Genomic DNA, 23248 nt, shown 5'->3' on the forward strand with positions numbered 1-23248 from the left:
GGCTTTTCGAAAATTGCGGCGCTACGGGCAGCCGCGACATGATGTGAAAGCGCCGATAGTTGGCGCGTTGGAAGGACGGATATGGGGTACCGGGTGGTGGTGGCGGGAGCCACGGGCAATGTCGGGCGCGAGATGGTCAACATCCTCGCCGAGCGGCAGTTTCCGGCAGACGAGATCGCGGTGCTCGCCTCGTCGCGCTCGGTAGGCGACCAGATCGAATATGGCGACACCGGCCGGATGCTGAAGGTGCAGAATATCGAGCATTTCGATCCTGCCGGCTGGGACATGGCGTTGTTCGCGATCGGCAGCGAGGCGACCGCCGTCTATGCGCCGAAGTTCGCCGCGGCGGGCTGCACGGTGATCGACAATTCGTCGCTCTACCGGATGGACCCGGACGTGCCGCTGATCGTGCCGGAGGTGAATGCCGCGGCGATCGACGGCTACAAGGCGAAGAACATCATCGCCAACCCGAATTGCTCGACCGCGCAGATGGTCGTCGCGCTCAAGCCGCTGCATGATGCGGCGAAGATCAAGCGCGTCGTGGTCGCGACCTATCAGTCGGTGTCGGGCGCGGGCAAGATCGGCATGGACGAACTGTTCGAGCAGAGCCGCAACATCTTCGTCGGCGACCCCGCCGAGCCGAAGAAGTTCACCAAGCAGATCGCGTTCAACGTCATCCCGCACATCGACAGCTTCCTCGACGACGGCTCGACCAAGGAAGAGTGGAAGATGGTCGTCGAGACCAAGAAGATCCTCGACCCCAAGATCAAGCTGACCGCCACCTGCGTGCGCGTGCCGGTGTTCGTCGGCCATAGCGAGGCGCTCAACATCGAGTTCGAGAACGAGCTGTCGGCCGAGGACGCGCAGAACATCCTCCGCGAGGCGCCCGGCGTGATGCTCGTCGACAAGCGCGAGGACGGTGGCTACGTCACCCCGATCGAGAGCGCGGGCGACGACGCCACCTATGTCAGCCGCGTCCGCGAGGACCCGACCGTCGAGAACGGTCTGGTGCTGTGGTGCGTCAGCGACAATCTCCGCAAGGGCGCCGCGCTCAACGCGGTGCAGATCGCCGAACTGCTCGGCCGCCGCCATCTCAAGAAGGCGGATGAGACCGGTGCGGACGACTTCCAGGCGGTGCTGACCGCGGAGTAAGCGCGGTCCGTCCACCAAACTGTCATCCCGGACTTGATCCGGGATCCCGCTTCTTCTTTTATCAGAAAGACGAGTGGGGTCCCGGGACGGGGAAGCTCAATACCCCCGATACCGCCCCGGCCGATGCCATGCGATCAGGATGCCGCTGATCGCCGCCGACGAGATCGCCGACCAGCCGACCCGCTCGGCCGGCAGGAACGCCAGCGCGGTCAGCAGGATCAGCGCGTCGATCGCCATCTGCGTCCGCCCGGCGTTCCATCCGCGCGTCTTCTGCAGCCACAGCGTCACCACGCCCGTCCCGCCGATCCCGGCATGGTGCCGCGCCAGCGCCAGCGCGCCGAACCCGATCACCGACCCGCCCGCCAGCGCCGCGAACGCCGGATCGATATGCGCGATCGTCAACCCGATGCGCGTCCATGTCCCCAGCGCCGCCACGCCCGCGCCGACCAGCACGGTACGCAGCGTGAACCGCCGCCCCATCGCCTTCCACGCCAGCCACATGAAGGGCAGGTTGATCAGCGTGAACAGCACGCCGGTCGGCAGCGGCACCGCATAGGAGATCAGCAGCGCGATCCCCGCCGTCCCGCCCGTCACCAGCCCGGCGGCATGGAGCAGCGCGAGCCCGAGCACGACCAGGATGGAGCCGAGCGTCAGCGCATAGGCGTCCTCGATCGCGGAATGGGGCACGGGTTCGTCTGTCGTCACCCGGCCTTCCTATCCGCGCCGCCGATGTGCTGCAATGCAGCATCGGTGGACGCGACGTGGCCCGGTGCGTACAGCCGCGCGGATGAGCCGCATCATGACCGGTGGCTGCCAGTGCGGCAGCGTGCGCTACAGCGTCGAGGTGACTGACGACGACGCCTACCTATGCCATTGCCGGATGTGCCAGCGCGCGACCGGCGGGGTGTTCGCGGCGCTCAAACAGGTCCCGCGGACGGCCGTGACATGGACGACCCGCGAACCTGACCGGCGTGCTTCGTCCGAAATCGCGCACCGGGGTTTCTGCGCCGCGTGCGGAACGCCGCTCACCTATGAAGGCAATGCGTCCGACAACATGGATTTGACCGTCGGTAGCTTCGATGATGCGCACCAATTGCGCCCGATCGGCCATTTCGGTGTCGAAAGCCGCCACGAAGCGTGGCGGAAGACTGCCGATTTGCCCGATAAGCGGACACAGGACCTCCCGAACATCGTCAGCCAATGGATGGAAACGCGTGGCCATGTCCCCGACTGAGACCCGGTATTTCGACAGTTTCGACGGTCAGCGGATCGCCTGGCGCGAACTGGGGGAGGGGCGCCCGGTGGTGCTGATCCACGGCTTCTTCTCGGATGCGCAGACCAACTGGTTGAAATACGGTCATGCCGCCGCGATCGCTGCGGCCGGCTTCCGCGTCATCATGCCCGATCTGCGCGCCCACGGCGCCAGCGCCCGCCCGCACGATGCCGCCGCCTATCCGCCCGATGCCTTGGCGCGGGACGGCCATGCATTGATCGCCCATCTCGGCCTAAGTGATTATGATCTCGGCGGTTACTCCTTGGGTGCGCGCACGACGGTACGGATGCTCGCGACCGGCGCGACGCCGCGGCGGGTGGTGATCGCCGGCATGGGCCTTGACGGCATCACCCGCGCCGACCGCCGCGCGGGGCACTTCCGCAACATCCTGGCCAACCTCGGAAAACACGAGCGCGGCAGCCCCGAATGGCTCGCCGAGGCGTTTCTCAAGACCACCGGCGGCGACCCGGTCGCGCTGCTCGGGATCATCGACACGTTCGTCGGCACGCCGGAGGCGATGCTAGATGAAATCGTCCAGCCGGTACTGGTGGTTAGCGGCAAGGACGACGACGACAACGGCTCCGCCCCCGCTCTCGCCGACGCCTTGCCACAGGCGCGCTATGTCGAGGTGCCCGGCAATCACATGAGCGCGGTGACCAAGTCCGAACTCGGACAGGCAATCGCAAGCTTTCTCAAAGCGTAAGCAACATCTCGGCGCTTCATCCCGGATCGCCTCCGGGATGAAGCGCGGACCGCTTACGCTTTCTCCGGGATCGTATTTTCGTCGGCGATCTTCGCCTCGAACGACTTGGACGAATCCTTGCCATCCGGCTGGTGCGCCTTGCTTTTCTTCGGCTCATCCGGCGCGGGCAGCCGCGGCGACTTTGGCGTCGAACCACGCAGCGTCAGCAGCGCAGCGGTGGCCGCCGCGCCGATCGCCGCGACCCCACCGGCGATCGCCGCCGCACCCCACTTGCCGCCGACCCTCTCGATCGCCGCCTCACCGCGGGACGCCGGCTTGCGGCTCGCCGCCGAGCGCGATTTCGCCGGAGTCGCGCGCGTCCGCTTGGTCGCCGGCTTCTTCGCGGTCGTCGCGCCACCATCCGCGGGCTTGCTCGCCTTCGTCTTGGTCGCGCGCGGCGATGCAGCCTTGGGCGCGGCAGCCTTGCGCGGCGCGCGGCGGCGCGGGGTGGCGGGCTTCGACGCCGCCGGGGTCGGCGTATCGCTGGTGTCGTCGGCCATGATCTGCTCCCGTATCGGTGATTTCGGGAGCGCAACGCACGGGCGGCGCGGTGTTTCCGAGTCGATCAGCGGAACGGCGGCTCGTTGAACGCGCGCAGCTTGCGGCTGTGCAGCTTCGCGCCCTCGCGCCGCAGCTCCTCGCACGTCTCGATCCCGATCCGCATATGCTCGCTGATCGCGCGCTCGTAGAAGCGATTGGCCTGCCCCGGCAGTTTCAGCTCACCGTGCAACGGCTTGTCTGACACGCACAGCAACGTCCCGTACGGCACGCGGAAGCGATAGCCCTGCGCCGCGATCGTCGCGGATTCCATATCAATCGCCACCGCGCGGCTGAGCGAGAAGCGCAGCGCCGAGCGCGCGTACCGCAGTTCCCAGTTGCGATCGTCGGTGGTGACGATCGTGCCGGTGCGCAGCCGCCGCTTCAGCTCGTCCCCCGACTGGCCCGACACGGTTTCGGCGGCGCGCGCCAGCGCCTGCTGCACCTCGGCGATCGCCGGCACCGGGATTTCGGGCGGCAGCATATCGTCGAGCACATGGTCGTCGCGCAGATAGGCATGTGCCAGCACATAGTCGCCGATCCGCTGCGACGGCCGCAGCCCGCCGCAATGCCCGATCATCACCCACGCCTCCGGCCGCATCACCGCGAGATGGTCGCAGATCGTCTTGGCGTTAGACGGGCCGACGCCGATGTTGACGAGCGTGATGCCCGTGCGATCGTCGGCCATCAGGTGATAGGCGGGCATCTGCAACCGTCGCCACGCGCTGTCGTCGAGCATCGCGGGATCGTCGCCGGCCTTGAACAGCACGCCGCCCGGCCCCGACAAAGCGGTGAAACGCCCGCCCTCGCTTACCTGCTGCGCGCCCCAGCGAACGAATTCGTCGACATAACGGTGATAGTTGGTGAACAGCACATAGCGCTGGACATGCTCCGGCGGCGTGCCGGTGTAATGGCGCAGCCGCGCGAGGCTGAAGTCGGTGCGCAAGCCATCGAACAAGGCGAGCGGCCGCGTCCCGTCGATCGACGCCCACAAGCCGTCCGCAATCTCGTCGCCGATGAACGCCAGTTCGGTGGTCGGGAAGTAGCGCGCCAGCTCGGCGGCCGACGTCGCATCCAGGCTCAGCGCATGGTTGGCGTCGATGACGTAAGGGTACGGGATTTCCTGCGTCCCCGGCACCGCATCGACCTGAACGTCGTAATCCTCGATCAACAGAGTCAGCTGCTCGACGAGATAGTCGGCGAAGACAGCCGGCTTGGTGACGCTGATGCGATAGTCGCCCGGGCTCACCAGCCGCCCGAACGAGCGCATCGGGGTCGGACGTCCGTCACTTCCAGCGAAGCGCAGCCGGATCTCGGGATAGGCGAACGAGCCATCGTTGCGCGCGGTGCGATCGGGCACGGAGCCGTCGGCGATATAGGCGGTGATCGCTGCCTTCAATCGATCGACGGAGGCGGTGTAGAGCCGGTCGAGTTCCCGGACGAGGTCGTTCGCTGTCATGTCGGACGGTTACATAGTCCGTATGACCGCGGCAAGTCGCCCCGCCGACAAACGACGGGGCGTCCGGAACTTACAGCGTTGCGAGCAGATGATCGGCCGAACTCACCCGGAATTCGCCCGGTGCCTCGACGTGCAGCGACTCGATCTTGCCGTCGTCGACGATCATCGCATAGCGCTGGCTGCGGCGGCCCATGCCGAACTTGGTGCCATCCATGTCGAGGCCCAATGCGGTCGCGAAATCGGCATTGCCGTCCGCCAGCATCGTGACGCCCTGCGCATCGTTCGCCTTCGCCCAAGCCTCCAGCACGAACGGATCGTTGACCGCGGTGCAGGCGATCTCGTCGATCCCCTTCTCCTTCAGCGCGTCGGCCTTCTCGACGAAGCCGGGCAGATGCTTGGCGGAGCAGGTCGGCGTATAGGCACCCGGCACCGCGAACAGCGCGACGCGCCGGCCTTTGAAAAATTCAGCGGTATCAACGGGCTCGCGGCCGTCGGGGGTCAGCTTGGTGAGCTGCACGGAGGGAAGGGGATCGCCGACGCCGATAGCCATGAAGGGTAACTCCGGTTGAATTGCAGCGCAGCGATGGCGAGTGCGCGGCGTGATTTCAAGCTTTGGCAAGCGCGCTCCGAGCGCCTAGATCACGGGGATGGAGCAAGCGACCTATCTTACCGGCCAGTTCCTGCTCGCGATGCCGGGCATCGGGGATGCACGATTCGATCATTCGGTGATCGCGATGTGCAGTCATGACGAGCAGGGGGCGCTGGGGATCGGCATCGGTTCGGTCGTCAACGGGCTCGGGTTGCACGAGGTGCTCGAACAATTGGAGATCGCGCCGGGTGCGGCGCCGAATGCACCGGTGCATTTCGGTGGCCCGGTCGAGCCGCGGCGCGGGTTCGTGCTGCATTCGGCCGATTGGGGCGGGCAGGACACGCTCGACGTGGCCGCACGGTGGCGACTGTCGGGCACGCTCGACGTGTTGCGCGCGATCGCCGCGGGCACCGGTCCGTCGCAGTGGCTGGTCGCGCTCGGCTATGCGGGCTGGGGGCCGGGGCAGTTGGAAGCGGAATTGACGCGGCACGGCTGGCTGAACGTCGAAGACGATACCGATATGCTGTTCGCGACGCCGGTCGACGGGCGCTGGGCGCGCGGGTTCGCTGCCGCCGGGGTCGATCCGCGGCTGTTGTCCAGCCAGAGCGGACATAGCTGAGCACGCCTCTCCGTTCCTTCCGTCTCTGCGCGCCGACGGCAGGGCCGGGTACCATGAACGCCGCGCTCACCACATATAAAGATACCTTTATATTTGATCCGCGCCGCCATCGCGGCTAAGGCGCGGGGATGCCGATCGGTGTGCGCGCATACCTTGGTCGGCCTCATCTGAGTGGAGACAACGCCGTGGCAACCGCCCCCGTGCTCGAAAAGAACGACTACGTCATCAAGGACATCGGCCTCGCCGACTTCGGCCGCGCCGAGATCAACATCGCCGAGACGGAGATGCCCGGCCTGATGGCGCTGCGCGAAGAGTATGGCGCGTCGCAGCCGCTGAAGGGCGCGCGGATCACCGGGTCGCTGCACATGACGATCCAGACCGCGGTGCTGATCGAGACGCTGGTCGCGCTGGGCGCGGACGTGCGCTGGGCGACCTGCAACATCTTCTCGACGCAGGATCACGCTGCGGCGGCGATCGCGGCCGCCGGCATCCCGGTGTTCGCGGTGAAGGGCGAGACGCTCGCCGAATATTGGGACTATGTCGGCGACATCTTCAACTGGGGCGCCGACACCGACGGCACCACCGCCAACATCATCCTCGACGATGGCGGCGACGCGACGATGTTCGCGCTGTGGGGCGCGAAGCTCGAGGCGGGCGCGACCTTCGGCGAGCCGGAGAATGACGAAGAGGTCGAATTCCAGCGCTCGGTCAAGGCGTTCGTCGCCAAGTATCCGGGTTACCTGACCGAGACGGTCAAGAACCTGAAGGGCGTGTCGGAAGAGACCACCACCGGCGTGCACCGTCTGTACGAGATCGCGAAGAAGGGCGAACTGCCGTTCCCGGCGATCAACGTCAACGACTCGGTCACCAAGTCGAAGTTCGACAATCTCTATGGCTGCAAGGAGTCGCTGGTCGACGCGATCCGCCGCGCCACCGACGTGATGCTGGCCGGCAAGATCGCCTGCGTCGCGGGCTTCGGCGACGTTGGCAAGGGCTCGGCGCAGTCGCTGCGCAACGGCGGCGCGCGCGTGCTCGTCACCGAAATCGATCCGATCTGCGCGCTGCAGGCGGCGATGGAGGGCTTCGAGGTCGTCACGATGGACGAGGCCGTGAAGCGCGCCGACATCTTCGTCACCGCGACCGGCAACGCCGACGTCATCACCGCCGATCACATGAAGGCGATGAAGCCGATGTCGATCGTGTGCAACATCGGCCACTTCGACAGCGAGATCCAGATCGCGGCACTCAGCAACTATGAGTGGACCGAAGTGAAGCCGGGCACCGATCTGGTGAAGTTCCCGGACGGCAAGCAGATCATCATCCTCGCCAAGGGGCGTCTGGTGAACCTGGGCTGCGCGACCGGCCACCCGTCGTTCGTAATGTCGGCGTCGTTCACCAACCAGACGCTGGCGCAGATCGAGCTGTGGACCAAGTTCGAGAACTACAAGAACGAAGTCTACGTGCTGCCGAAGCACCTCGACGAGAAGGTGGCCGCGCTGCACCTGGAAAAGCTGGGCGTCCAGCTGTCGAAGCTGACCCCGAAGCAGGCCGGTTACATCGGCGTGCCGGTCGAGGGGCCGTTCAAGCCGGATCACTATCGCTACTGATCCAGCGACACGGTTTGCGGAAAGGAGGGCGGGGCCATGGGCCTCGCCCTTTTTCGTGAGCGCACGCCGCGCCGCTTGCCCGTGAGGAACGCCGACCCTAGACAAGCCGCATGTCGCGGATGTCCCACGTTCTATGACGCAGGTGTCGCCGAGCATCGCGGTCGCGATCGGTGCGGTCGTGCTGTTGCTCGTGCTGGTCGGTGCCGTGCTGATCGCGCTGGGGCTGCGAGCGCGCGCCGGGGCGGTCGAGGCGGTGCGGGAGCGCGAGACGATCGAGACGCTGCTGGCCGCCGCCCCAATGCAGCCGATGGTGGTGCTGCCGGACGGCCGGGTCGAAATGGCGCGCCGCGTTGCCGACTGGCTGGGGTTCAGCGACATTCCAGCCTATCTCCAGGAGGTTGAGGCAGCCGGCTGGGGATTGCACGCCAGCGAGGCGCAGGCGCTGTCGAACGGGCTTGCCGCCTGTCAACGCTCGGCCCGCAGTTTCACACACACCATTCACGCGCGCGACGGCGGACGGACGCTGACCGTGCAGGGGGACCGGCGCGGCGATGCGGTCATCATGTGGTTCTACGATTCGACCGCCAGCGAGGGCGAGATGCGCCGGCTGCGGGCCGATTGCGAGGACCTGTCCGACGCCTTCGACGCATTGACCGGGCTGGTCGAGGCTGCCCCGCTGCCGATGTGGTATCGCGATGGTGACCTGCAACTCGCGATGGTCAATTCCGCCTATGTCACCGCGGTCGAGGGCAGCGACGCCGCCGACGTGGTCGGGCGCGGGCTGGAGCTGGTCGACGGATCGGGGCAGGGCAGCCCGACCGCCGGCGCGGAGCGCGCGCGCGACGAGGGTCGGCCGCAGCAGCGTGTGCTGCCCGCGACGATCGGCGGCGCGCGGCGCTCGCTGCGCATCCACGACGTGCCGCTGCCGGTTGGCGGTGTCGCGGGCTATGCGATCGACATCGAGGAACTGGAACAGAGCCACTTGCGGGAGCGGCGCTTCGCCGACGCGCAGCGCGCGATGCTCGACCGGCTCTCGGCGGGCGTGGCGCAGTTCGGCGGCGACCGCAGCCTCGTCTTCTGCAACCAGCCGTTCCGGCGCATGTTCGCGATGCGGCTGGAATGGCTGGCCGATCGCCCGGAATTCGACCGCGTGCTGGAGCGGATGCGCGAGGCCAACCGCGTGCCCGAGGTGCGCGATTTCCCCGGCTGGAAGGCGGAACGGCGCGGCTGGTTCGTCAACGCCGATACCGCGGTCGAGGAAAATTGGCATCTGCCCGGTGGCACGCATTTGCGCGTCGTGGCGCAGCCGATCCCCGACGGCGGATTGATGGTGTTCTTCGAGGACCGTACCGAGCAGGTGCAGCTGGCCAGCGCGCGTGACACGTTGCTGCGGGTGCGGACCGCGACGTTCGACAATCTGTTCGAGGCGCTCGGCGTCTTTTCGGGGGACGGACGTCTGCAGCTCTGGAACAACCGGTTCCGCGCCTTGTGGGATCTGGAGGAGGAATTCCTCACCGGCCATCCACGCGTCGACGTGATCGCGGAGAAGGTCGCGCCGAAACTGTCGAACCCGCGCCGCGCCCGCTCGATCGCCGAACTGGTGCGCACCGCCACGATCGAGCGCCAGCAGCGTGCCGGTCACATCGCGCTGGCGGACGGGCGGCAGTTCGAATTCGCCGCGGTGCCGCTGCCGGACGGCAATGCGCTGTTCACGATGCTCGACATCAGCGACAGCCGCGCGATGGAGCAGGCGCTGCGCGAACGCAACGACGCGCTGGAGGCCGCGGATCAGGTGAAGACGGCGTTCGTCGCCAACATGAGCTACGAATTGCGGACGCCGCTGACCTCGATCAGCGGCTTCGCGGAGATGCTTCATGGCGGCTATGCGGGCGAATTGTCGCCGGATGCGATCGCCTATCTCGATGCCATCCTCGACTCGGTCGACCGGCTCGGGCTGTTGATCGACGACGTGCTCGATCTGACCTCGACCGACAGCGGCGCGCGCCCGCTGGAGCGCGCCGACATCGACGTGGCAGCGGTGGCACGCGCGGCCGTCGATGCGCTCCGTGCGACGGCGCGGCGGCACCATATCGACCTTGCGGTGGAGGTGCAGCGCTCGGCCGGGCGGCTGACCGGCGATGCGCGCCGCATCCGCGAGGTGGTGGAGCATCTGTTACGTCGCGCGATCGGTGCCGCGCCGGAACATGGCCGCGTCGCGCTGTCGGTCGACGGCAATGCGCGCGGCGCGCGGATCGTGGTGACCGATAACGGCCCCGGCATGACCACCGAACAATTGGCGCGCGCCTTCGATCGCTTCGCGGGCGATGGCACTGCCGCGGCGGGCGAGCGCGCGCTCGGGCTCGGCCTGCCGCTCGCCAAGCAGTTCGTCGAGGCGCATGGCGGCACGATCGCGCTGCAAAGCACGCCAGAGACCGGCACGATCGTCACCGTGGACCTGCCGCGGCGATGACGCGCGGCGAGGAGCGATTGGCGGACGTCGCTGCCACCTCGGCGGTCGGCGCGCGACTGGCGGCGGTGTTGCGGCCGGGCGATGTCGTGACGCTGACCGGCGGATTGGGCGCAGGCAAGACGAGCCTGGCGCGCGGGGTGCTCGCCGCATTGGGGCTGGCCGAGGAAGCGCCGAGTCCGACCTTCGCGATCGTCCAGCCCTATGACCCGCCCGAGGTGCGGCTGCCGGTCCTGCATATCGATCTTTACCGGCTCGACGATGCGGGCGAGGTCGACGAACTCGGGCTGGAGGAGGCGCGGCTCGACGCGGCGTTGCTGGTCGAATGGCCGGAGCGTGCGGGGGCGGGGCGCTGGCCCGATGCGCTGGCGCTGAACATTGCGGTGACCCCGGATGGCGCGCGTCGCTTGACTTGGGAGGCGCCCGACGCTTGGGACGGGCGATGGCCACGATGATTCCGCCGGCGGATGCGCCGGCCTTTCTCGACGCACACGGATGGGGCGGCGCGCGGATCGAACCGCTGGCCGGCGATGCCTCGTTCCGGCGTTATTTCCGCGTCCATGCCGGTGCGCGCCGCGCGATCCTGATGGACGCGCCCCCGCCGCAGGAAGACCCGCGGCCGTTCCTCGCGGTCGCCGCGTGGCTCGCCGAGCATCGCTTCGCCGCGCCCGCGATCCACGCGGTCGATCTCGACCGCGGCCTCGTGCTGCTGGAGGATTTCGGCGACGTCCGGCTGCGCGAAACCGCCGATGCGGATGCCGATGCGGCGGTGGCGCTGTACGAGGCGGCGATCGATCTGCTGGTGGCGCTTCGCGCCAGGCCGGCGGGGCCGTGGCGGGCCTATGATCGGGCCGAATTGCAGCGCGAGGCCGGCTTGCTGGTCGAATGGTATTGCCCGGCGGTCGGGGCGGGCGTCGATGCCGAGGGGTATCGCGCGGCGTGGGACGCGGTGCTCCACCACGTCGAGGGCGCAACCCCGGTCACGGTGCTGCGCGACTATCATGCCGAAAATCTGATGCTGGTCGGGGCCGATCGGACGCTGGGGCTGCTCGACTTCCAGGACGCGCTGGCGGGGCATCCCGCCTATGATCTCGTCTCACTGCTTCAGGATGCGCGCCGCGACGTCGATCCGGCGATCGAGGAGGCGATGCTCGCCCGCTACCGCGCGTCGACCGGCGAGGGCGATGATTTCCTGCGCGCCTATCACGTGCTCGGCGCGCAGCGGAACGCCAAGATCCTGGGCATCTTCGCGCGGTTGTGGAAGCGCGACGGCAAGCCGCGTTACGCGGCGCTCTGCCCGCGCGTCTGGGCCTATCTGGAGCGCGACCTGACCGATCCGGCGCTGGCGCCGGTCGCGCGCTGGTTCGACGACAATCTGCCGCCGGAATGGCGCGGCGATCCGTTGCTGCTCGCCGAAGCGCGGGGGGCGGCATGACACGCCCGCGCTACATCCGCCCGGACCTGGGCTCACGCGTACCGCGTACCGCGATGGTGATGGCGGCGGGCGTCGGCAAACGGATGCGCCCGCTGACCGCCACGCGCCCCAAGCCGCTGGTCGAGGTGCGCGGGCGCGCGCTGATTGACCATGTCTTCGATCGGTTGCGCGCGGCGGGTGTCGAGCGCGCGGTGGTCAACGTCCATTATCTCGCCGACGCGCTGGAGGCGCATCTGCGCCACCGCGTGCACGACATCGAGGTGATCGTCTCCGACGAGCGCGCGCAACTGCTGGAAACCGGCGGCGGGATCGTCCGTGCGCTGCCGTTGCTCGGCGATGAGCCGTTCATCGTCGTCAACGGCGACAATCTGTGGCTTGACGGTCCCACGGATGCGATCCGGCAACTCGCCGATCGCTGGGACGATGCGACGATGGACGCGCTGCTGCTGATGGTTCCCTATGCGCGCGCGCACAACCACAACGGGCAGGGCGATTTCCACCTCGCTCCCGATGGGCGGATCATCGGCCGGCGCAAACCGGGTCGCGTCGCGCCCTTCGTGTTCACCGGCGTGCAGATCGTTTCGCCACGGCTGATCCGCGACTGGCCGGAAGGGCCGTTCTCGACGAACGTCTTCTGGGACCGCGCGATTGAGGCGGGCCGCGCCTACGGGCTCGTCCATCAGGGGTTGTGGTCGGAGGTGAACGTGCCGGGCGCGATCGCGCGGACCGAGGCGCTGCTCGCGGATGGCTGACGCCGCCCCGCCGGCCGAGCGGGGTCTGCGGCTCTACACGATCCCCGCGCATCGCGCCTTCGCCGATGCGCTCGTCGCGGGGCTGCTGCGGCGGTTCGGCGGCGATCGGCTGGCGCTGGCGCGCGGAACGGTGCTGGTGCCCAACAATCGCGGCGGGCTCGCGGTGCGCGAGGCGTTCGTGCGCGCGAGCGGCGGGGCGCTGCTGTTGCCGCGCATCGTCGCGCTGGGCGGCGAGGAACTGGACGCCAGCGTGGGTGCGGCGCTCGACCCCGCCGATGCGCAACCCCCGCTGCCGCCGGCGATCGACCCGCTGCAACGCCGGATGATCCTCGCCCGGCTGGTTGAGGAGGAGCGTGCCGCCGCGGGGCGACCGGTGGATGCCGCCGAGGCGGTGCGGCTGGCGGGCGATCTCGCCGCGACGCTCGACCAGTTGATCGTGGAGGAAGTGCCCCCGGCGCGGCTTGCGACGATCGACCCGGGCGAGGGGCTGTCGGACCATTGGGAAACGGCGCTTCGCCTGTTCCGCATCCTGCTCGACCGCTGGCCGGCCGAGCGCGACCGGCTGGGCGCGATCGACGCCGCCGATCGGCGCATCCGGCTGCTGGACCAGCAAGCGGCGCGGTGGCGCGCAGCCCCGCCCGACAGCTTCGTCTGCGCCGCCGGGATCACCGATCCCGCGCCCGCGGTCGCGCGGCTGCTGCGCACGGTGGCGGAACTGCCGCGCGGGATGGTGGTGTTCGCCGATCTCGATCTGACGCTGCCGGATGAGCAATGGGCGGCGCTCGGCCCGCACGATCCCGATCCGGTCACCGGGCTGCGCGCGCGATCGATCGAGGTCCATCCGCAATTCCACCTCAAGCTGCTGCTGGAGCGGATCGGCGCGGCGCGTGACGAGGTGTCGCGCTGGACCGGCGGCAGCGAGCATGACGCGACCGCCGCGCGCGGGCGTGCGATCGCCAATGCGCTGGCCCCGGCGCGTTTCACCGCTAAATGGACGCGGCTCGATGCGGCCGATCGGCGTCTGACGGGGGTGACCGCGGTGGAACTGGCCACCCCGGCCGAGGAAGCGCAGGCGATCGCGCTCAAGCTGCGCGAGGCGGTCGAGACGCCCGGCCTCACCGCCGCGCTGGTCACGCCCGACCGGATGCTCGCACGGCGTGTCGCGGCGCATTGCCGGCGCTGGAACATCGAGGTCGACGACAGCGCCGGGCGTGCGCTCGCGATCCTGCCGCCGGGCACGCTGCTGACCGCGATCGTCGAGGCGGCGGCGCAGGATTTCGCGCCAATGGCGCTGCTCACCTTGCTCAAGCATCCGCTGGTGCGGCTCGGCGACGGGCGCGGCGAGTGGCTGGACGGGGTGCGTCGCCTCGACCGTGCCCTGCGCGGGCCGCGCCCGGCACCGGGGCTGGACGGGATCGACCGCCATCTCGTCGCGCACCCGGCCCATGCCCGCGCCGCCGAATGGTGGCGGGCGGCGCGTCCGCTGCTAGAGCCGGTTGCGCGCGGGTTCGGCATGTCGATGGCGACCCTGCCGGGGCTAGTCGCGTGCCTGCGCGAGGCCGCCAATCTGCTGGCCGGCGAAGAGGCATGGCGTGGTCCCGCCGGGCGCGCCGCGGCCGACCTGCTGACCGGGTTGGAGACGCAGGCGCCGCTCGCCCCGCAACACATCGCACCCGCCGGCTTTGCGCCGCTGCTGCGGATGCTGATGGACGAGATTGCGATCCGGCTTCTCCCGCGTGAGCGCCATCCGCGGCTTGCGATCTACGGTCTGATGGAGGCGCGGCTACAACGCGCCGACCTGATGATCCTCTCGGGGCTCAACGAGGGGACATGGCCGGGGCTGCCCGCGCCCGATCCGTGGCTCGCGCCGCGCGTGCGCGCCGAACTCGGACTGCCGGGGCTGGAACGCGGGATCGGCGTCGCGGCGCATGATTTCGGGCAGGCGCTGGGCGCGAAGCAGGTCGTGCTGACCCGCGCGCGCCGCGACGCGCGCTCGCCCGCGCTCGCCTCGCGCTTCTGGCTGCGGCTGGAGGCGATGACCGGCGAACGTTTTCCGCGAGACGGTACGCTGGCGGCCTGGGCGCGTGCGCTCGACGGCACCCGCGTGCCGACGCCCGCCGATCGGCCCGAGCCGCTACCGCCCAAGCGACTGCGTCCGCGGCAGATTTCGGTGACCGAGGTCGACCGGTTGAAGGCCGACCCTTACGCTTTCTACGCGCGACGCATCCTGAAGCTGGCGGCGCTCGATCCGGTCGATGCCGATCCCAGTGCGGCCTGGCGCGGTACGGCGGTTCACGCGGTGCTGGAGGCATGGGCGCGCGAGGATGGATGCGACCCCGAAAAGCTGCTCCCGCGCGCGGTGACGCTGCTTGCCGACCCGGCGACGCACCCGCTGTTGCGCGCCCTCTGGCAACCGCGGCTGGTCGCAGCGTTCGAATGGGTGACGGCCAAGACGCTGTCGGATCGCCTTGCCGGGCGAAAGGTGCTGGCGGTCGAGGGGCGCGGCAAGGCGGAACTGTCCGGGATCGAACTGACCGGACGCTTCGACCGGATCGACCGGATGCCCGACGGCGGGCTGGGGATCGTCGATTACAAGACCGGCAAGGCACCCTCGGTCGCGGCGGTGCGCGGCGGCTTCAACCTGCAACTCGGGCTGCTTGGCGCGATCGCCGAGACGGGTGGATTCGACGGAGTGACGGGCGCAGCGACGGCGTTCGAATATTGGTCGCTCGCGAAAAAGGGCGACACCTTCGGTTCGGTCTCGAGCCCGGCCGACCCGGCAGGCAAGGGCGGGCGGATCATCACCGACGACTTCGTGCGCGTGGCGCGCGACAGTTTCGCGGAGGCGGCGGCGCGCTGGCTGACCGGCGAGGAGGCGTTCACGGCCAAGCTCCATCCAGAATTCGCTCCCTATGCGGAATACGACCAGTTGATGCGCCGCGATGAATGGTATGGCCGCGATGCTTAGCCACCAACGTCATTCCCGCGAAAACGGGAATCCAGACACGCCGACGTTTCGCTTCTGTCGCGAAGGTCAGAGGTTCTGGCTCCCCGCCTCCGCGGGAATGACGGAAGAATTGCCGTCATGACCCTCCGCGCCGTCACCCCGCTCCCGCAGCTCAAGGATGCGCAGCTCCGCGCCAGCCGGCCGGAGGCGCACGTCTGGCTCTCCGCCTCGGCCGGCACCGGCAAGACACAGGTGCTCGCCGCGCGCGTATTCCGGCTGCTGCTGCGCGACGTCGAGCCGTCCGCGATCCTGTGCCTCACCTTCACCAAGGCGGGCGCGGCGGAGATGGCGGCGCGGGTCAATCGTCAGCTCGCGGCGTGGGTGCGGATGCCCGACACCGATCTGGCCGCCGATCTCGCCGCGCTGGGCGAACGGGTGACGCCGCCGATGATCGCCCGCGCGCGGACGCTCTTCGCGCGCGTGCTTGACGCGCCCGGTGGCGGTCTGCGCATCCAGACGATCCACGGCTTCTGCCAGGGATTGCTCGCCGCCTTTCCGATCGAAGCCGGGCTGGTCCCCGGTTTCCGCCCGATCGAGCCGCGCGAGGAAGCGCTGCTGCGGCGGCAGGCACTGTCGGCCCTGCTGGTGCAGGCCGAGCGGGAGGGGCGCACCCGTCCGGTCGAAACGATCGGTGCGCTCAGCGTCCGGCTCGGCGAACAGGGCGCGGAGCAATTCCTTGCTGACTGCGCGCGCGCGCATGATGCGCTCCAATCGCTCCCGAGCGGGATCGCGCCGTTCATTCGCACGCAACTTGGGCTCCCGCTCGGCGATATTGCCGCACATATTCGTGACGCTTGCGGCACCGAGGCGATCGATCTTGCGACGCTGGACACGATCGCGGCGCTCAATCGCGGCTGGGGAACGAAGAGCGGCATCGACCGCGCCGAGACGATCGGTGCATGGCTTTCGGCGGACGTCGAGGAACGTGCCGCGACGCTCGACCGGTTACACGGCGTCTGGGCGAAAAAGGACGGCGATCCGCTATCTTACGGCAAGGGGCGCGCGCCCGCCGACCCCGATTATGCCGACCACGCCATGCGGATGCACGGTTGGTGCGGGGAATTGCTGTCGCTGCGCACGCGGGCTGCCTATGCGGACAAGCTGGCCGCGGCGCTCGAGGTCGGTCGCGACTATGCGCGCGGCTATGCGGCGGCAAAACGGCATAGCGGCGCGGTCGATTTCAACGACTTGATCGATGCCGCGGTGTCGCTGCTGCGTCAGGAAGGGATCGGCGAGTGGATCCGCTACAAGCTCGATCAGATCACCGAACATGTGTTGGTCGATGAGGCGCAGGACACCAATGTCGCGCAATGGACGATCATCCGCGCGCTGGTGGACGAATATTTCGTCGGGCGCGGCGTCTATGCGCCGTCAGTGCGCACCCTGTTCACGGTCGGTGACCTGAAACAGGCGATTTTCGGCTTCCAGGGCACCGACCCGATCTTCTTCCAAGCGGCAGAACGACACTTTGAGCGGCTGGCGCAACAGGTCGCGGGCGACGACATGATGCCCGACCACGAACGCGGACTGCCGTTCGATCGGCTGTCGCTGACCGACTCGTTCCGTTCGACCGCGCCGGTGCTGGAATTCGTCGATCAGGCGATCGCAACGGTTGGCGCGGCCGGGCTTGGCGCGGCGGAGGACATCCCGCCGCACGCTAGCCGCGTCACCGGTCCCGGCGCGGTCGTGCTGTGGCCGCCGGTCGCGGCGGGGGCGACCGATGCCGAGGACGGCGGCGAGGAAGGCTGGATCGACGATGCGGTCCGCGCCAACGCCACCCGGATCGCGCAGGCGGTGAAGCGCTGGCTGGGTCCGCTCGAACAGGGCGGGCTGATGCTGGAGAGCAAGGGGCGGCGGCTGCGTCCCGAAGACGTGATGATCCTGGTCAAGCGACGCGGCGAGTTGGCGCAGTTGCTGGTCGCGCGGCTCTATGCGGAGGGCGTGCCCGTCGCCGGGGTCGACCGGCTGCGGCTGTCCGCGCCGCTGGCGGTGCAGGACCTGCTCGCCGCGGTGCGCTTCGTGCTTCAGCCCGACGACGACCTCAGCCTCGCCAGCCTGCTCGTCTCGCCGTTGATCGGTTGGACGCAGGACGAGTTGATGATGCGCGCGGTCGAGCGGCAGGGATCGTTGTGGCGGCATTTGTCGCGGCACTTCGCCGACCATGTTGCGGCGCTGGCCGGGCTGCTCGCCAGTGCCGACTATGACACCCCCTATCGCTTTCTCGAAATGCTGTTGTCCGGGCCGCTCGACGGCCGGCGAAAGCTGCTCGCGCGGCTGGGAGAGGAAGCGCGCGATCCGATCGAGGAATTGCTCAACGCCGCACTCGATTTCGAAACCGGCTCGACACCCTCGCTGCAACGCTTCCTCGACTGGTTCGAGCGCGACGAGGTCGAAATCGTCCGCGACGCCGCCGCACCGCTCGATGCGGTGCGCGTGATGACCGCGCACGGCGCGAAGGGCTTGCAGGCGCCGCTGGTGATCCTCGCCGATGCCACCGCCGATCCCGACGCCAGTCCACGCTCGACGCTGATGTGGATTCCGGAGGGAATGGAGAAGCCGATCCCCGTGTTCCGACCACGCTCGGCCGAGCGCGCCGGGGCGATCGACGCCGCGCTGGCGCAGGTCGAGGAGCGCGAGCGGCAGGAGCATTGGCGGCTCTTCTATGTCGCCGCGACGCGCGCGGAGGAACGGCTGGTGATCGCCGGCTCGCTCAGCGCCAAGTGGCAGGGCGTGCCGCCCGAGGCGAGCTGGTACGCGGCCGCCGCGCGAACGCTCGACGCATTGGGCGTGGGCGGCGAGGGCGAGCGCACCTTCACCGGTCGGGAGCCCGCCAGGCCGGTCGCTCCGAAGGCCAGCGGTGCCGATGAAGGCGATGTGATGGTCGCACTCCCGGACTGGGCACGCCGCCCCGCGCCCGAGGACGCGAAGCCGCCGCGCCCGTTGACCCCGTCGTCGGTCGGCGACGATGCGGTCAGCGACGCGCCGCCCGCACCTGCCGCCCGCGTCGCTGCGGAGCGGGGCACGCTGATGCACGCGCTGTTCGAGCGGCTGCCGCCGTTGGCGCCCGCAGCACGTGAGGCCGCGGCGCTGCGTTGGCTCAGCGCGCGGGGGGTCGCCGATCCGCAGGCGATCGTCGCGCCGGTGCTGGCGGTACTCGACGATCCTGCTTACGCCGCGCTCTTCGGTCCTGCGGCGCTCGCCGAGGCGCCGATCGCGGCAACGCTGCCCTCCGGGCGCGTGATCTCGGGCACGATCGACCGGCTGCTGATCGGCGACGGCGTGGTGCGCGCGATCGACTATAAGACCGGGCGTAGCGTGCCCGCCGACGTGGCTGACGTGCCCGACTATCACCTGCGCCAGATGGCCGCCTATCATGCCGCGCTGGAGGTGATCTTTCCGGGCACCCGCGTCGAGGTGGCGTTGCTCTACACCGCCGGCCCACGCCTGATCGACCTGCCGGCCGCGCTGCTCGATCCCGTCAAGCGCCGCTTCTCCGGTCCGGAGCAAAGCTTGGCCACCGGTGGTTGAGCGCACGCACCGCGCACCCTAGTTTGATGGCATCCAAGGAGAATGACATGGCCACCAAGAAGATCACCGACGCCAGCTTCCAGACCGACGTGCTGTCCGCGGACAAGCCGGTGCTGGTGGATTTCTGGGCGGAATGGTGCGGCCCGTGCAAGATGATCGGCCCGTCGCTGGAGGAGATAAGCGAAGAACTGGGCGAGCAGGTGACGATCGCCAAGCTGAACATCGATGAGAACCCCGACGCGCCGGGTCAATATGGCGTGCGCGGCATTCCGACGATGATCCTGTTCAAGGGCGGCGTGCCGGCGGCGACCAAGGTCGGTGCCGAGCCCAAGGGACGGATCAAGGCATGGCTCGAGGGTGAGCTGGGCTGATGCTTTGGGCGGCGCTTCTGCTGATGCAGGGCGCCGCCGCTGTTCCGCCGTCCGCCGACGCGTCGGCTTGTCGGCGCGAGGAACGATATCGCGAATGCCGCCGCTTTCGCGACGCCCGATCCTATGAGGGCGTGTGGATCGACGAGTTCGAGGGTTCGCGGTTCATCGAGGGAGCGCGAAGCTATGACGAGGCGCGGCGACGACTGGCGTCGGATGCCGCGGTCTATTGGCTCGATCTCGACGCGAAGAGCGAGATCGCCAAGGTCATTCCGCGACGGTACGGCACCGCTTACCGCATCCGGCTGACCGCGCGCGAGATGCTGCCCCAGGAGCAGCGATCGCGTTTCAGTCTGCCCGGGTTCGGGCACATGGGGATGTGGCATCGGAGCCTGTTGCTCGACGCGATTCAGTCCGCCGAGGTGATCCGCGTCGCGCCTGAGTGAGTCGTCCCTTAGTGAACAACGCGTCATTGCGAGCGAAGCGAAGCAATCCAGAGCGTCCTGATCCGGCAATGGATAGCTTCGCTTCGCTCGCCATGACGATGAAGGTGATCGGTCGGAACGGTTTAAACACGCCGGAGTGAATACCCCTGCTCGTCAACTTCGGTGACGGAGATGGGCGGTGCCTCTACGTCAACGGGATCATGACGTTCGCGGCAAAGCCTGGTCGCGTCTTCAGCCGCTCGTACCAAGACGAAGCGTGCGGAAGCGGCTCACGCGCCAGCCCCAGCGCGAAGAATGTGTGGGCGTACACGCCCATCGGAATGTCGCCCAGGCCGAATTCGGCTCCCGACAGCCAAGGCTGCAGCGACAGTGCGGCGTCGAGCACCTTCATCATCCGGTTGCACGTCACCGTTGCCTGCTCGATCGCCGCGGGGTCGCGCTGCTCGGGCGATCGTCGGACAAGCCCGTGGAACGCCGGCCGCTGCGCCTCGGCATAGCCGAACTGCCAGTCCATCCAGCGATCCGCCAGCGCGCGCTGCACTGGATCGGCGGGCCATAGCGCGTCGCCGCCGTGCCGCGCCGCCAGAAAGCGCAGGATCGCATTCGACTCCCACAGCACGACGTCGCCATCCTCGATCGTCGGGATCAGCGCATTGGGGTTCTTCGCCGAATAGGCATCGTCCATCCCGAACGCGCAACCGACGTCGTGACGCTGGTAGTTCAGCCTCAGCTCCTCGGCGAGCCACACGACCTTCTTGACGTTGTGCGAGTTCAGCCGCCCCCAGATCGTCAGCATCGCGCGGCTCAGCTCCGGTAATCGGCGTTGATCGAAATATAGCCGTGCGTCAGGTCGCAGGTCCACACCGTCGCCCGCCCGTCGCCGAGGCCAAGGTCGACCCCGATCTCCACTTCCTGCCCCTTCAGATGTGCGGCGACGGGTGCCTCGTCATAGCCGGTGACGGCCAGCCCACCTTCGGCCACCTGGGTCGCGCCGAAGCGGATCGCCAGACGGTCGCGCTCGGCGGGTTCGCCGGCCTTGCCGACCGCCATCACGACGCGACCCCAATTCGCATCCTCGCCCGCGATCGCAGTCTTGACCAGCGGCGAGTTGGCGATCGACATCGCGATCCGATGTGCCGAACGGTCGCTCTCCGCACCTTCGACGGTCACCTCGATCAGCTTGCTCGCGCCCTCGCCATCGCGCACGACCAGCAAGGCGAGCTGGCGGCACACATCGGCCAAGGCGGCGCGGAACGCGTCCGCGCCGTCGCTTTCGTCGTCGGCAAGCGGCGTGTTGCCCGCCGCGCCGGTCGCGAACGCCAGCACCGTGTCGCTGGTCGAAGTGTCGCCGTCGACGGTGATGCACGAGAAGGTCCGCGTGTTCGCCGCCGACAGCGCCGCTTGGAGGAAAGGTGCCTCGACCGCGGCGTCGGTGAAGATGAAGCCGAGCATCGTTGCCATGTCCGGCGCGATCATCCCCGAGCCCTTGATGATCGCTGCGATCGTGATCGTGCGGCCGTCGACCACCGCGGTCGCGCTCGCGCCCTTGGGATAGGTGTCGGTGGTGCCGATCGTCTCGGCCGCCGTGCGCCAGTCAGCCTCCGGCGCGACGAAGGCCGCGGCGAGCCCCGCCTGCGCCTTGTCGATCGGCAGCGGCACGCCGATGACCCCCGTCGAGGCGACGAACACGTCCGAGGGGCGGCAGCCGAGCGCCTGCGCGGTCTGCGCCGCGATCGCCTCGACCGCCTCACGCCCGCGGTTTCCCGTGAAGGCGTTGGAATTGCCGGCGTTCACCACCAACGCCCGCGCCTCGCCGAGCACCAGCGCCTTGCGGCACCATTCGACCTCTGGCGAAGGGCATTTGGATTGCGTCAGCACGCCCGCGACGGTCGTGCCCGGCGCTAGTTCCGCGAAGGTCAGATCGGTGCGGTCCCATTCCTTGTAGCGCGCGCGGGCGACGCGCAGCGTGACACCGGCGATGGTCGCCATTTCGGGGAACGGCGCGGCGAGCGGAGAGATGGACGTCGACATGGCGTCGCCTTAGCTTTGCGACCGGGGCACGCAAAGGGGGATGGTGACGTGATGCGGTTCAAGGGGTGGTTGGCTGCGATGGTCGTAGCGGCGGTAGCGATGCCGGCGATAGGCAAGGGCTCACCTCGCGTTGTAAAGGAAGCCGCGCCGCTGGACGTCAGCGACTGGATCGGTGCCGACAGTTATCCGCTGGCGGCAATCCGCGCCGGGGAGCAGGGGCGGGTGGTCGCGATCGTCGCGGTGGACGCAACCGGACATCCGACTAGGTGCCGGATCGACGTCTCGCTCGGATCACCGACGCTGGAAGAGGGCACGTGCGCTTTGATCCTGGCAAGGGGTCGGTTCACACCCGCCCGCGATGCAAAGGATCGCGCGATCGCGAGTGAGGTAACCTTCCCGATCCATTGGGTGCTGCCGGAAGACGGCGACAATCGACAGTCGTCTGGACCGGTGGATGCCGCCACGATCATGACGATCGCCTCGGACGATACCATCGCCGGCTGCGAGATTGTCGTCGATGGCAAACCGCAAGCGACCGATCTGACCAGATGTGGCGGCCCCGGCTTCAACCCGGCGGCGTTGCGCGCGAACCTGAAGGTGGTCGGGAGCTTCCGGATGCGATTGGATTTCATGATCCGCAACGGCGACACCCCGCCGCCGACGCCTGTCGTGCCGGTCGGGAGCCGCCTGCTGTCGATGCGGGAGGCGCGGCAGACGGTCGGCGCGAATGGCGTGCCGACGAACTGTACGGTGGCGATAAGCGGTGAGTGGGCGGAAGAAGCGAAGGAGTATCCGAGGCCCACGGTGTGCGATTCTGGCCAACACTTCATCCCGGCGCGAGACAAGGATGGCGTGAACAAGGCGGCGCAGGTCCTTGTGGCCGAGTGGACGACCTTGCTTCCCCCTGCAAATTGATGGTTTACCCGCGCGGCGGCGGTGGACGTGCCCGCGCGGTCATCCTATGTCCGGCGTCGTGAATCTGCTGCTCATCCTTTCCGCCTTGCTTTCCGCGCTGACTGGCGTCGGGGCAGCGGCGCGTCAGCCGCAGGTTGCTCAGGCGGTGGCGCAGCAGGTGAAGGCCGCTGCGATCTCCTCCGCCGCGCGCCGCCTTGCCACCCGTCCGGCGCAGCCGCGCGCCATGCTCGTAGACAGCAGCGGTGCGCCGCTATCTCGAATTCTGGCGCTGGTCGCGGCCGAGCCGATCTTTGCGGGCCGCCGGCGCGAATAGCGCGTCGC

21 protein-coding genes are annotated in these 23248 nt (G+C 68.6%); 15 read left to right on the top strand and 6 right to left on the bottom strand.

The genetic code is table 11. From position 1 onward, the window contains the following. The first annotated feature begins 81 nt into the window (after positions 1-81). Entirely contained in the window at positions 82-1152 is a 1071-nt protein-coding gene (locus tag PGN16_RS03200; protein ID WP_335307949.1) for an aspartate-semialdehyde dehydrogenase, read from the top strand. A gap of 96 nt (positions 1153-1248) precedes the next feature. On the opposite strand, the gene PGN16_RS03205 is transcribed toward PGN16_RS03200, so the two are convergent. Beyond that, positions 1249-1857, bottom strand: coding sequence for a YitT family protein (locus PGN16_RS03205; RefSeq protein WP_335307950.1), 609 nt, complete (start codon positions 1855-1857; stop codon positions 1249-1251). Between the two features lie 82 nt (positions 1858-1939). Here PGN16_RS03205 and PGN16_RS03210 point away from each other — a divergent pair, with 82 nt between their 5' ends. Together PGN16_RS03210 and PGN16_RS03215 are read left to right on the top strand one after the other, a co-directional pair. Further along, positions 1940-2386: a GFA family protein gene (locus tag PGN16_RS03210; RefSeq protein ID WP_335307951.1), complete on the top strand. Its 447-nt coding sequence runs from the start codon at positions 1940-1942 to the stop codon at positions 2384-2386. Then, positions 2367-3128, top strand: a complete 762-nt coding sequence (locus tag PGN16_RS03215; RefSeq protein ID WP_335307952.1) for an alpha/beta fold hydrolase — start codon at positions 2367-2369, stop codon at positions 3126-3128. Before PGN16_RS03210 ends, PGN16_RS03215 begins: the two co-directional genes overlap by 20 nt. A 53-nt stretch (positions 3129-3181) precedes the next feature. Here PGN16_RS03215 and PGN16_RS03220 read toward each other — a convergent pair whose 3' ends face one another. From PGN16_RS03220 to PGN16_RS03230, 3 genes are all read right to left on the bottom strand, one after another. Next, positions 3182-3667 (bottom strand): hypothetical protein, encoded by a 486-nt coding sequence (locus PGN16_RS03220; RefSeq protein WP_335307953.1) that lies wholly within the window; start codon positions 3665-3667, stop codon positions 3182-3184. A gap of 65 nt (positions 3668-3732) precedes the next feature. Next, positions 3733-5163: an AMP nucleosidase gene (locus PGN16_RS03225; RefSeq protein ID WP_335307954.1), complete on the bottom strand. Its 1431-nt coding sequence runs from the start codon at positions 5161-5163 to the stop codon at positions 3733-3735. A gap of 70 nt (positions 5164-5233) precedes the next feature. Next, the gene (locus PGN16_RS03230) at positions 5234-5713 is read right to left on the bottom strand and encodes a peroxiredoxin (RefSeq protein ID WP_335307955.1); all 480 of its coding nucleotides are present in this window, start codon (positions 5711-5713) and stop codon (positions 5234-5236) included. Positions 5714-5810: 97 nt separating this feature from the next. Between PGN16_RS03230 and PGN16_RS03235 the strand changes: the two genes are divergently transcribed. From PGN16_RS03235 to PGN16_RS03280, 10 genes are all read left to right on the top strand, one after another. Then, positions 5811-6371 carry a YqgE/AlgH family protein gene (locus PGN16_RS03235; protein ID WP_335307956.1) on the top strand — a complete coding sequence of 187 codons (561 nt, stop codon included), beginning with the start codon at positions 5811-5813 and terminating at the stop codon, positions 6369-6371. A gap of 185 nt (positions 6372-6556) precedes the next feature. Then, on the top strand, positions 6557-7978 hold the full coding sequence (gene ahcY / locus PGN16_RS03240) for an adenosylhomocysteinase (RefSeq protein ID WP_335307957.1): 1422 nt from the start codon (positions 6557-6559) through the stop codon (positions 7976-7978). A 133-nt stretch (positions 7979-8111) separates the two neighbouring features. Then, positions 8112-10448, top strand: a complete 2337-nt coding sequence (locus PGN16_RS03245) for a sensor histidine kinase (protein ID WP_335307958.1) — start codon at positions 8112-8114, stop codon at positions 10446-10448. Next, complete coding sequence (gene tsaE, locus PGN16_RS03250) at positions 10445-10900, top strand: tRNA (adenosine(37)-N6)-threonylcarbamoyltransferase complex ATPase subunit type 1 TsaE (protein WP_335307959.1); 456 nt, start codon at positions 10445-10447, stop codon at positions 10898-10900. Before PGN16_RS03245 ends, tsaE begins: the two co-directional genes overlap by 4 nt. Beyond that, positions 10897-11880, top strand: a complete 984-nt coding sequence (locus PGN16_RS03255) for an aminoglycoside phosphotransferase family protein (protein WP_335308381.1) — start codon at positions 10897-10899, stop codon at positions 11878-11880. The genes tsaE and PGN16_RS03255 overlap by 4 nt, the downstream gene beginning before the upstream one ends. Next, on the top strand, positions 11877-12632 hold the full coding sequence (locus PGN16_RS03260; RefSeq protein WP_335307960.1) for a nucleotidyltransferase family protein: 756 nt from the start codon (positions 11877-11879) through the stop codon (positions 12630-12632). The genes PGN16_RS03255 and PGN16_RS03260 overlap by 4 nt, the downstream gene beginning before the upstream one ends. Then, a complete protein-coding gene (addB, locus tag PGN16_RS03265; RefSeq protein WP_335307961.1) occupies positions 12625-15600 on the top strand; it encodes a double-strand break repair protein AddB in 2976 nt (991 codons plus the stop codon). Before PGN16_RS03260 ends, addB begins: the two co-directional genes overlap by 8 nt. A 117-nt stretch (positions 15601-15717) precedes the next feature. Beyond that, positions 15718-19167: a double-strand break repair helicase AddA gene (addA, locus tag PGN16_RS03270; RefSeq protein ID WP_335307962.1), complete on the top strand. Its 3450-nt coding sequence runs from the start codon at positions 15718-15720 to the stop codon at positions 19165-19167. Between the two features lie 47 nt (positions 19168-19214). Beyond that, positions 19215-19538, top strand: a complete 324-nt coding sequence (gene trxA / locus PGN16_RS03275) for a thioredoxin TrxA (protein WP_335307963.1) — start codon at positions 19215-19217, stop codon at positions 19536-19538. Then, positions 19538-19981 carry a hypothetical protein gene (locus PGN16_RS03280; RefSeq protein WP_335307964.1) on the top strand — a complete coding sequence of 148 codons (444 nt, stop codon included), beginning with the start codon at positions 19538-19540 and terminating at the stop codon, positions 19979-19981. The genes trxA and PGN16_RS03280 overlap by 1 nt, the downstream gene beginning before the upstream one ends. A 184-nt stretch (positions 19982-20165) precedes the next feature. Here the strand turns inward: PGN16_RS03280 and PGN16_RS03285 are convergent, their stop codons facing one another. After that, on the bottom strand, positions 20166-20777 hold the full coding sequence (locus PGN16_RS03285) for a glutathione S-transferase family protein (protein WP_335307965.1): 612 nt from the start codon (positions 20775-20777) through the stop codon (positions 20166-20168). An 8-nt stretch (positions 20778-20785) separates the two neighbouring features. Continuing rightward, positions 20786-22012, bottom strand: coding sequence for a bifunctional glutamate N-acetyltransferase/amino-acid acetyltransferase ArgJ (argJ, locus tag PGN16_RS03290; protein WP_335307966.1), 1227 nt, complete (start codon positions 22010-22012; stop codon positions 20786-20788). Positions 22013-22063: 51 nt separating this feature from the next. On the opposite strand from argJ, the gene PGN16_RS03295 reads away from it, so the two are divergent. Both PGN16_RS03295 and PGN16_RS03300 read left to right on the top strand, forming a co-directional pair. Beyond that, positions 22064-22927: an energy transducer TonB gene (locus PGN16_RS03295; RefSeq protein WP_335307967.1), complete on the top strand. Its 864-nt coding sequence runs from the start codon at positions 22064-22066 to the stop codon at positions 22925-22927. Positions 22928-22985: 58 nt separating this feature from the next. Next, entirely contained in the window at positions 22986-23240 is a 255-nt protein-coding gene (locus PGN16_RS03300; protein ID WP_335307968.1) for a hypothetical protein, read from the top strand. Positions 23241-23248 lie beyond the last annotated feature (8 nt).

This window comes from Sphingomonas phyllosphaerae, assembly GCF_036946485.1.
Classification (GTDB): domain Bacteria; phylum Pseudomonadota; class Alphaproteobacteria; order Sphingomonadales; family Sphingomonadaceae; genus Sphingomonas; species Sphingomonas phyllosphaerae_E.

What these genes read in the sequence shown, in the direction of transcription:
- PGN16_RS03210 (WP_335307951.1), top strand. Translation starts at nt 1,940, where the DNA reads ATGAGCCGCATCATGACCGGTGGCTGCCAGTGCGGCAGCGTGCGCTAC.
- PGN16_RS03200 (WP_335307949.1), top strand. Translation starts at nt 82, where the DNA reads ATGGGGTACCGGGTGGTGGTGGCGGGAGCCACGGGCAATGTCGGGCGC.
- addA (WP_335307962.1), top strand. Translation starts at nt 15,718, where the DNA reads ATGACCCTCCGCGCCGTCACCCCGCTCCCGCAGCTCAAGGATGCGCAG.
- PGN16_RS03235 (WP_335307956.1), top strand. Translation starts at nt 5,811, where the DNA reads ATGGAGCAAGCGACCTATCTTACCGGCCAGTTCCTGCTCGCGATGCCG.
- PGN16_RS03225 (WP_335307954.1), bottom strand. Translation starts at nt 5,163, where the DNA reads ATGACAGCGAACGACCTCGTCCGGGAACTCGACCGGCTCTACACCGCC.
- addB (WP_335307961.1), top strand. Translation starts at nt 12,625, where the DNA reads ATGGCTGACGCCGCCCCGCCGGCCGAGCGGGGTCTGCGGCTCTACACG.
- PGN16_RS03285 (WP_335307965.1), bottom strand. Translation starts at nt 20,777, where the DNA reads ATGCTGACGATCTGGGGGCGGCTGAACTCGCACAACGTCAAGAAGGTC.
- PGN16_RS03230 (WP_335307955.1), bottom strand. Translation starts at nt 5,713, where the DNA reads ATGGCTATCGGCGTCGGCGATCCCCTTCCCTCCGTGCAGCTCACCAAG.
- PGN16_RS03295 (WP_335307967.1), top strand. Translation starts at nt 22,064, where the DNA reads ATGCGGTTCAAGGGGTGGTTGGCTGCGATGGTCGTAGCGGCGGTAGCG.
- trxA (WP_335307963.1), top strand. Translation starts at nt 19,215, where the DNA reads ATGGCCACCAAGAAGATCACCGACGCCAGCTTCCAGACCGACGTGCTG.
- argJ (WP_335307966.1), bottom strand. Translation starts at nt 22,012, where the DNA reads ATGTCGACGTCCATCTCTCCGCTCGCCGCGCCGTTCCCCGAAATGGCG.
- PGN16_RS03245 (WP_335307958.1), top strand. Translation starts at nt 8,112, where the DNA reads ATGACGCAGGTGTCGCCGAGCATCGCGGTCGCGATCGGTGCGGTCGTG.
- PGN16_RS03280 (WP_335307964.1), top strand. Translation starts at nt 19,538, where the DNA reads ATGCTTTGGGCGGCGCTTCTGCTGATGCAGGGCGCCGCCGCTGTTCCG.
- tsaE (WP_335307959.1), top strand. Translation starts at nt 10,445, where the DNA reads ATGACGCGCGGCGAGGAGCGATTGGCGGACGTCGCTGCCACCTCGGCG.
- PGN16_RS03260 (WP_335307960.1), top strand. Translation starts at nt 11,877, where the DNA reads ATGACACGCCCGCGCTACATCCGCCCGGACCTGGGCTCACGCGTACCG.
- PGN16_RS03255 (WP_335308381.1), top strand. Translation starts at nt 10,897, where the DNA reads ATGATTCCGCCGGCGGATGCGCCGGCCTTTCTCGACGCACACGGATGG.
- PGN16_RS03220 (WP_335307953.1), bottom strand. Translation starts at nt 3,667, where the DNA reads ATGGCCGACGACACCAGCGATACGCCGACCCCGGCGGCGTCGAAGCCC.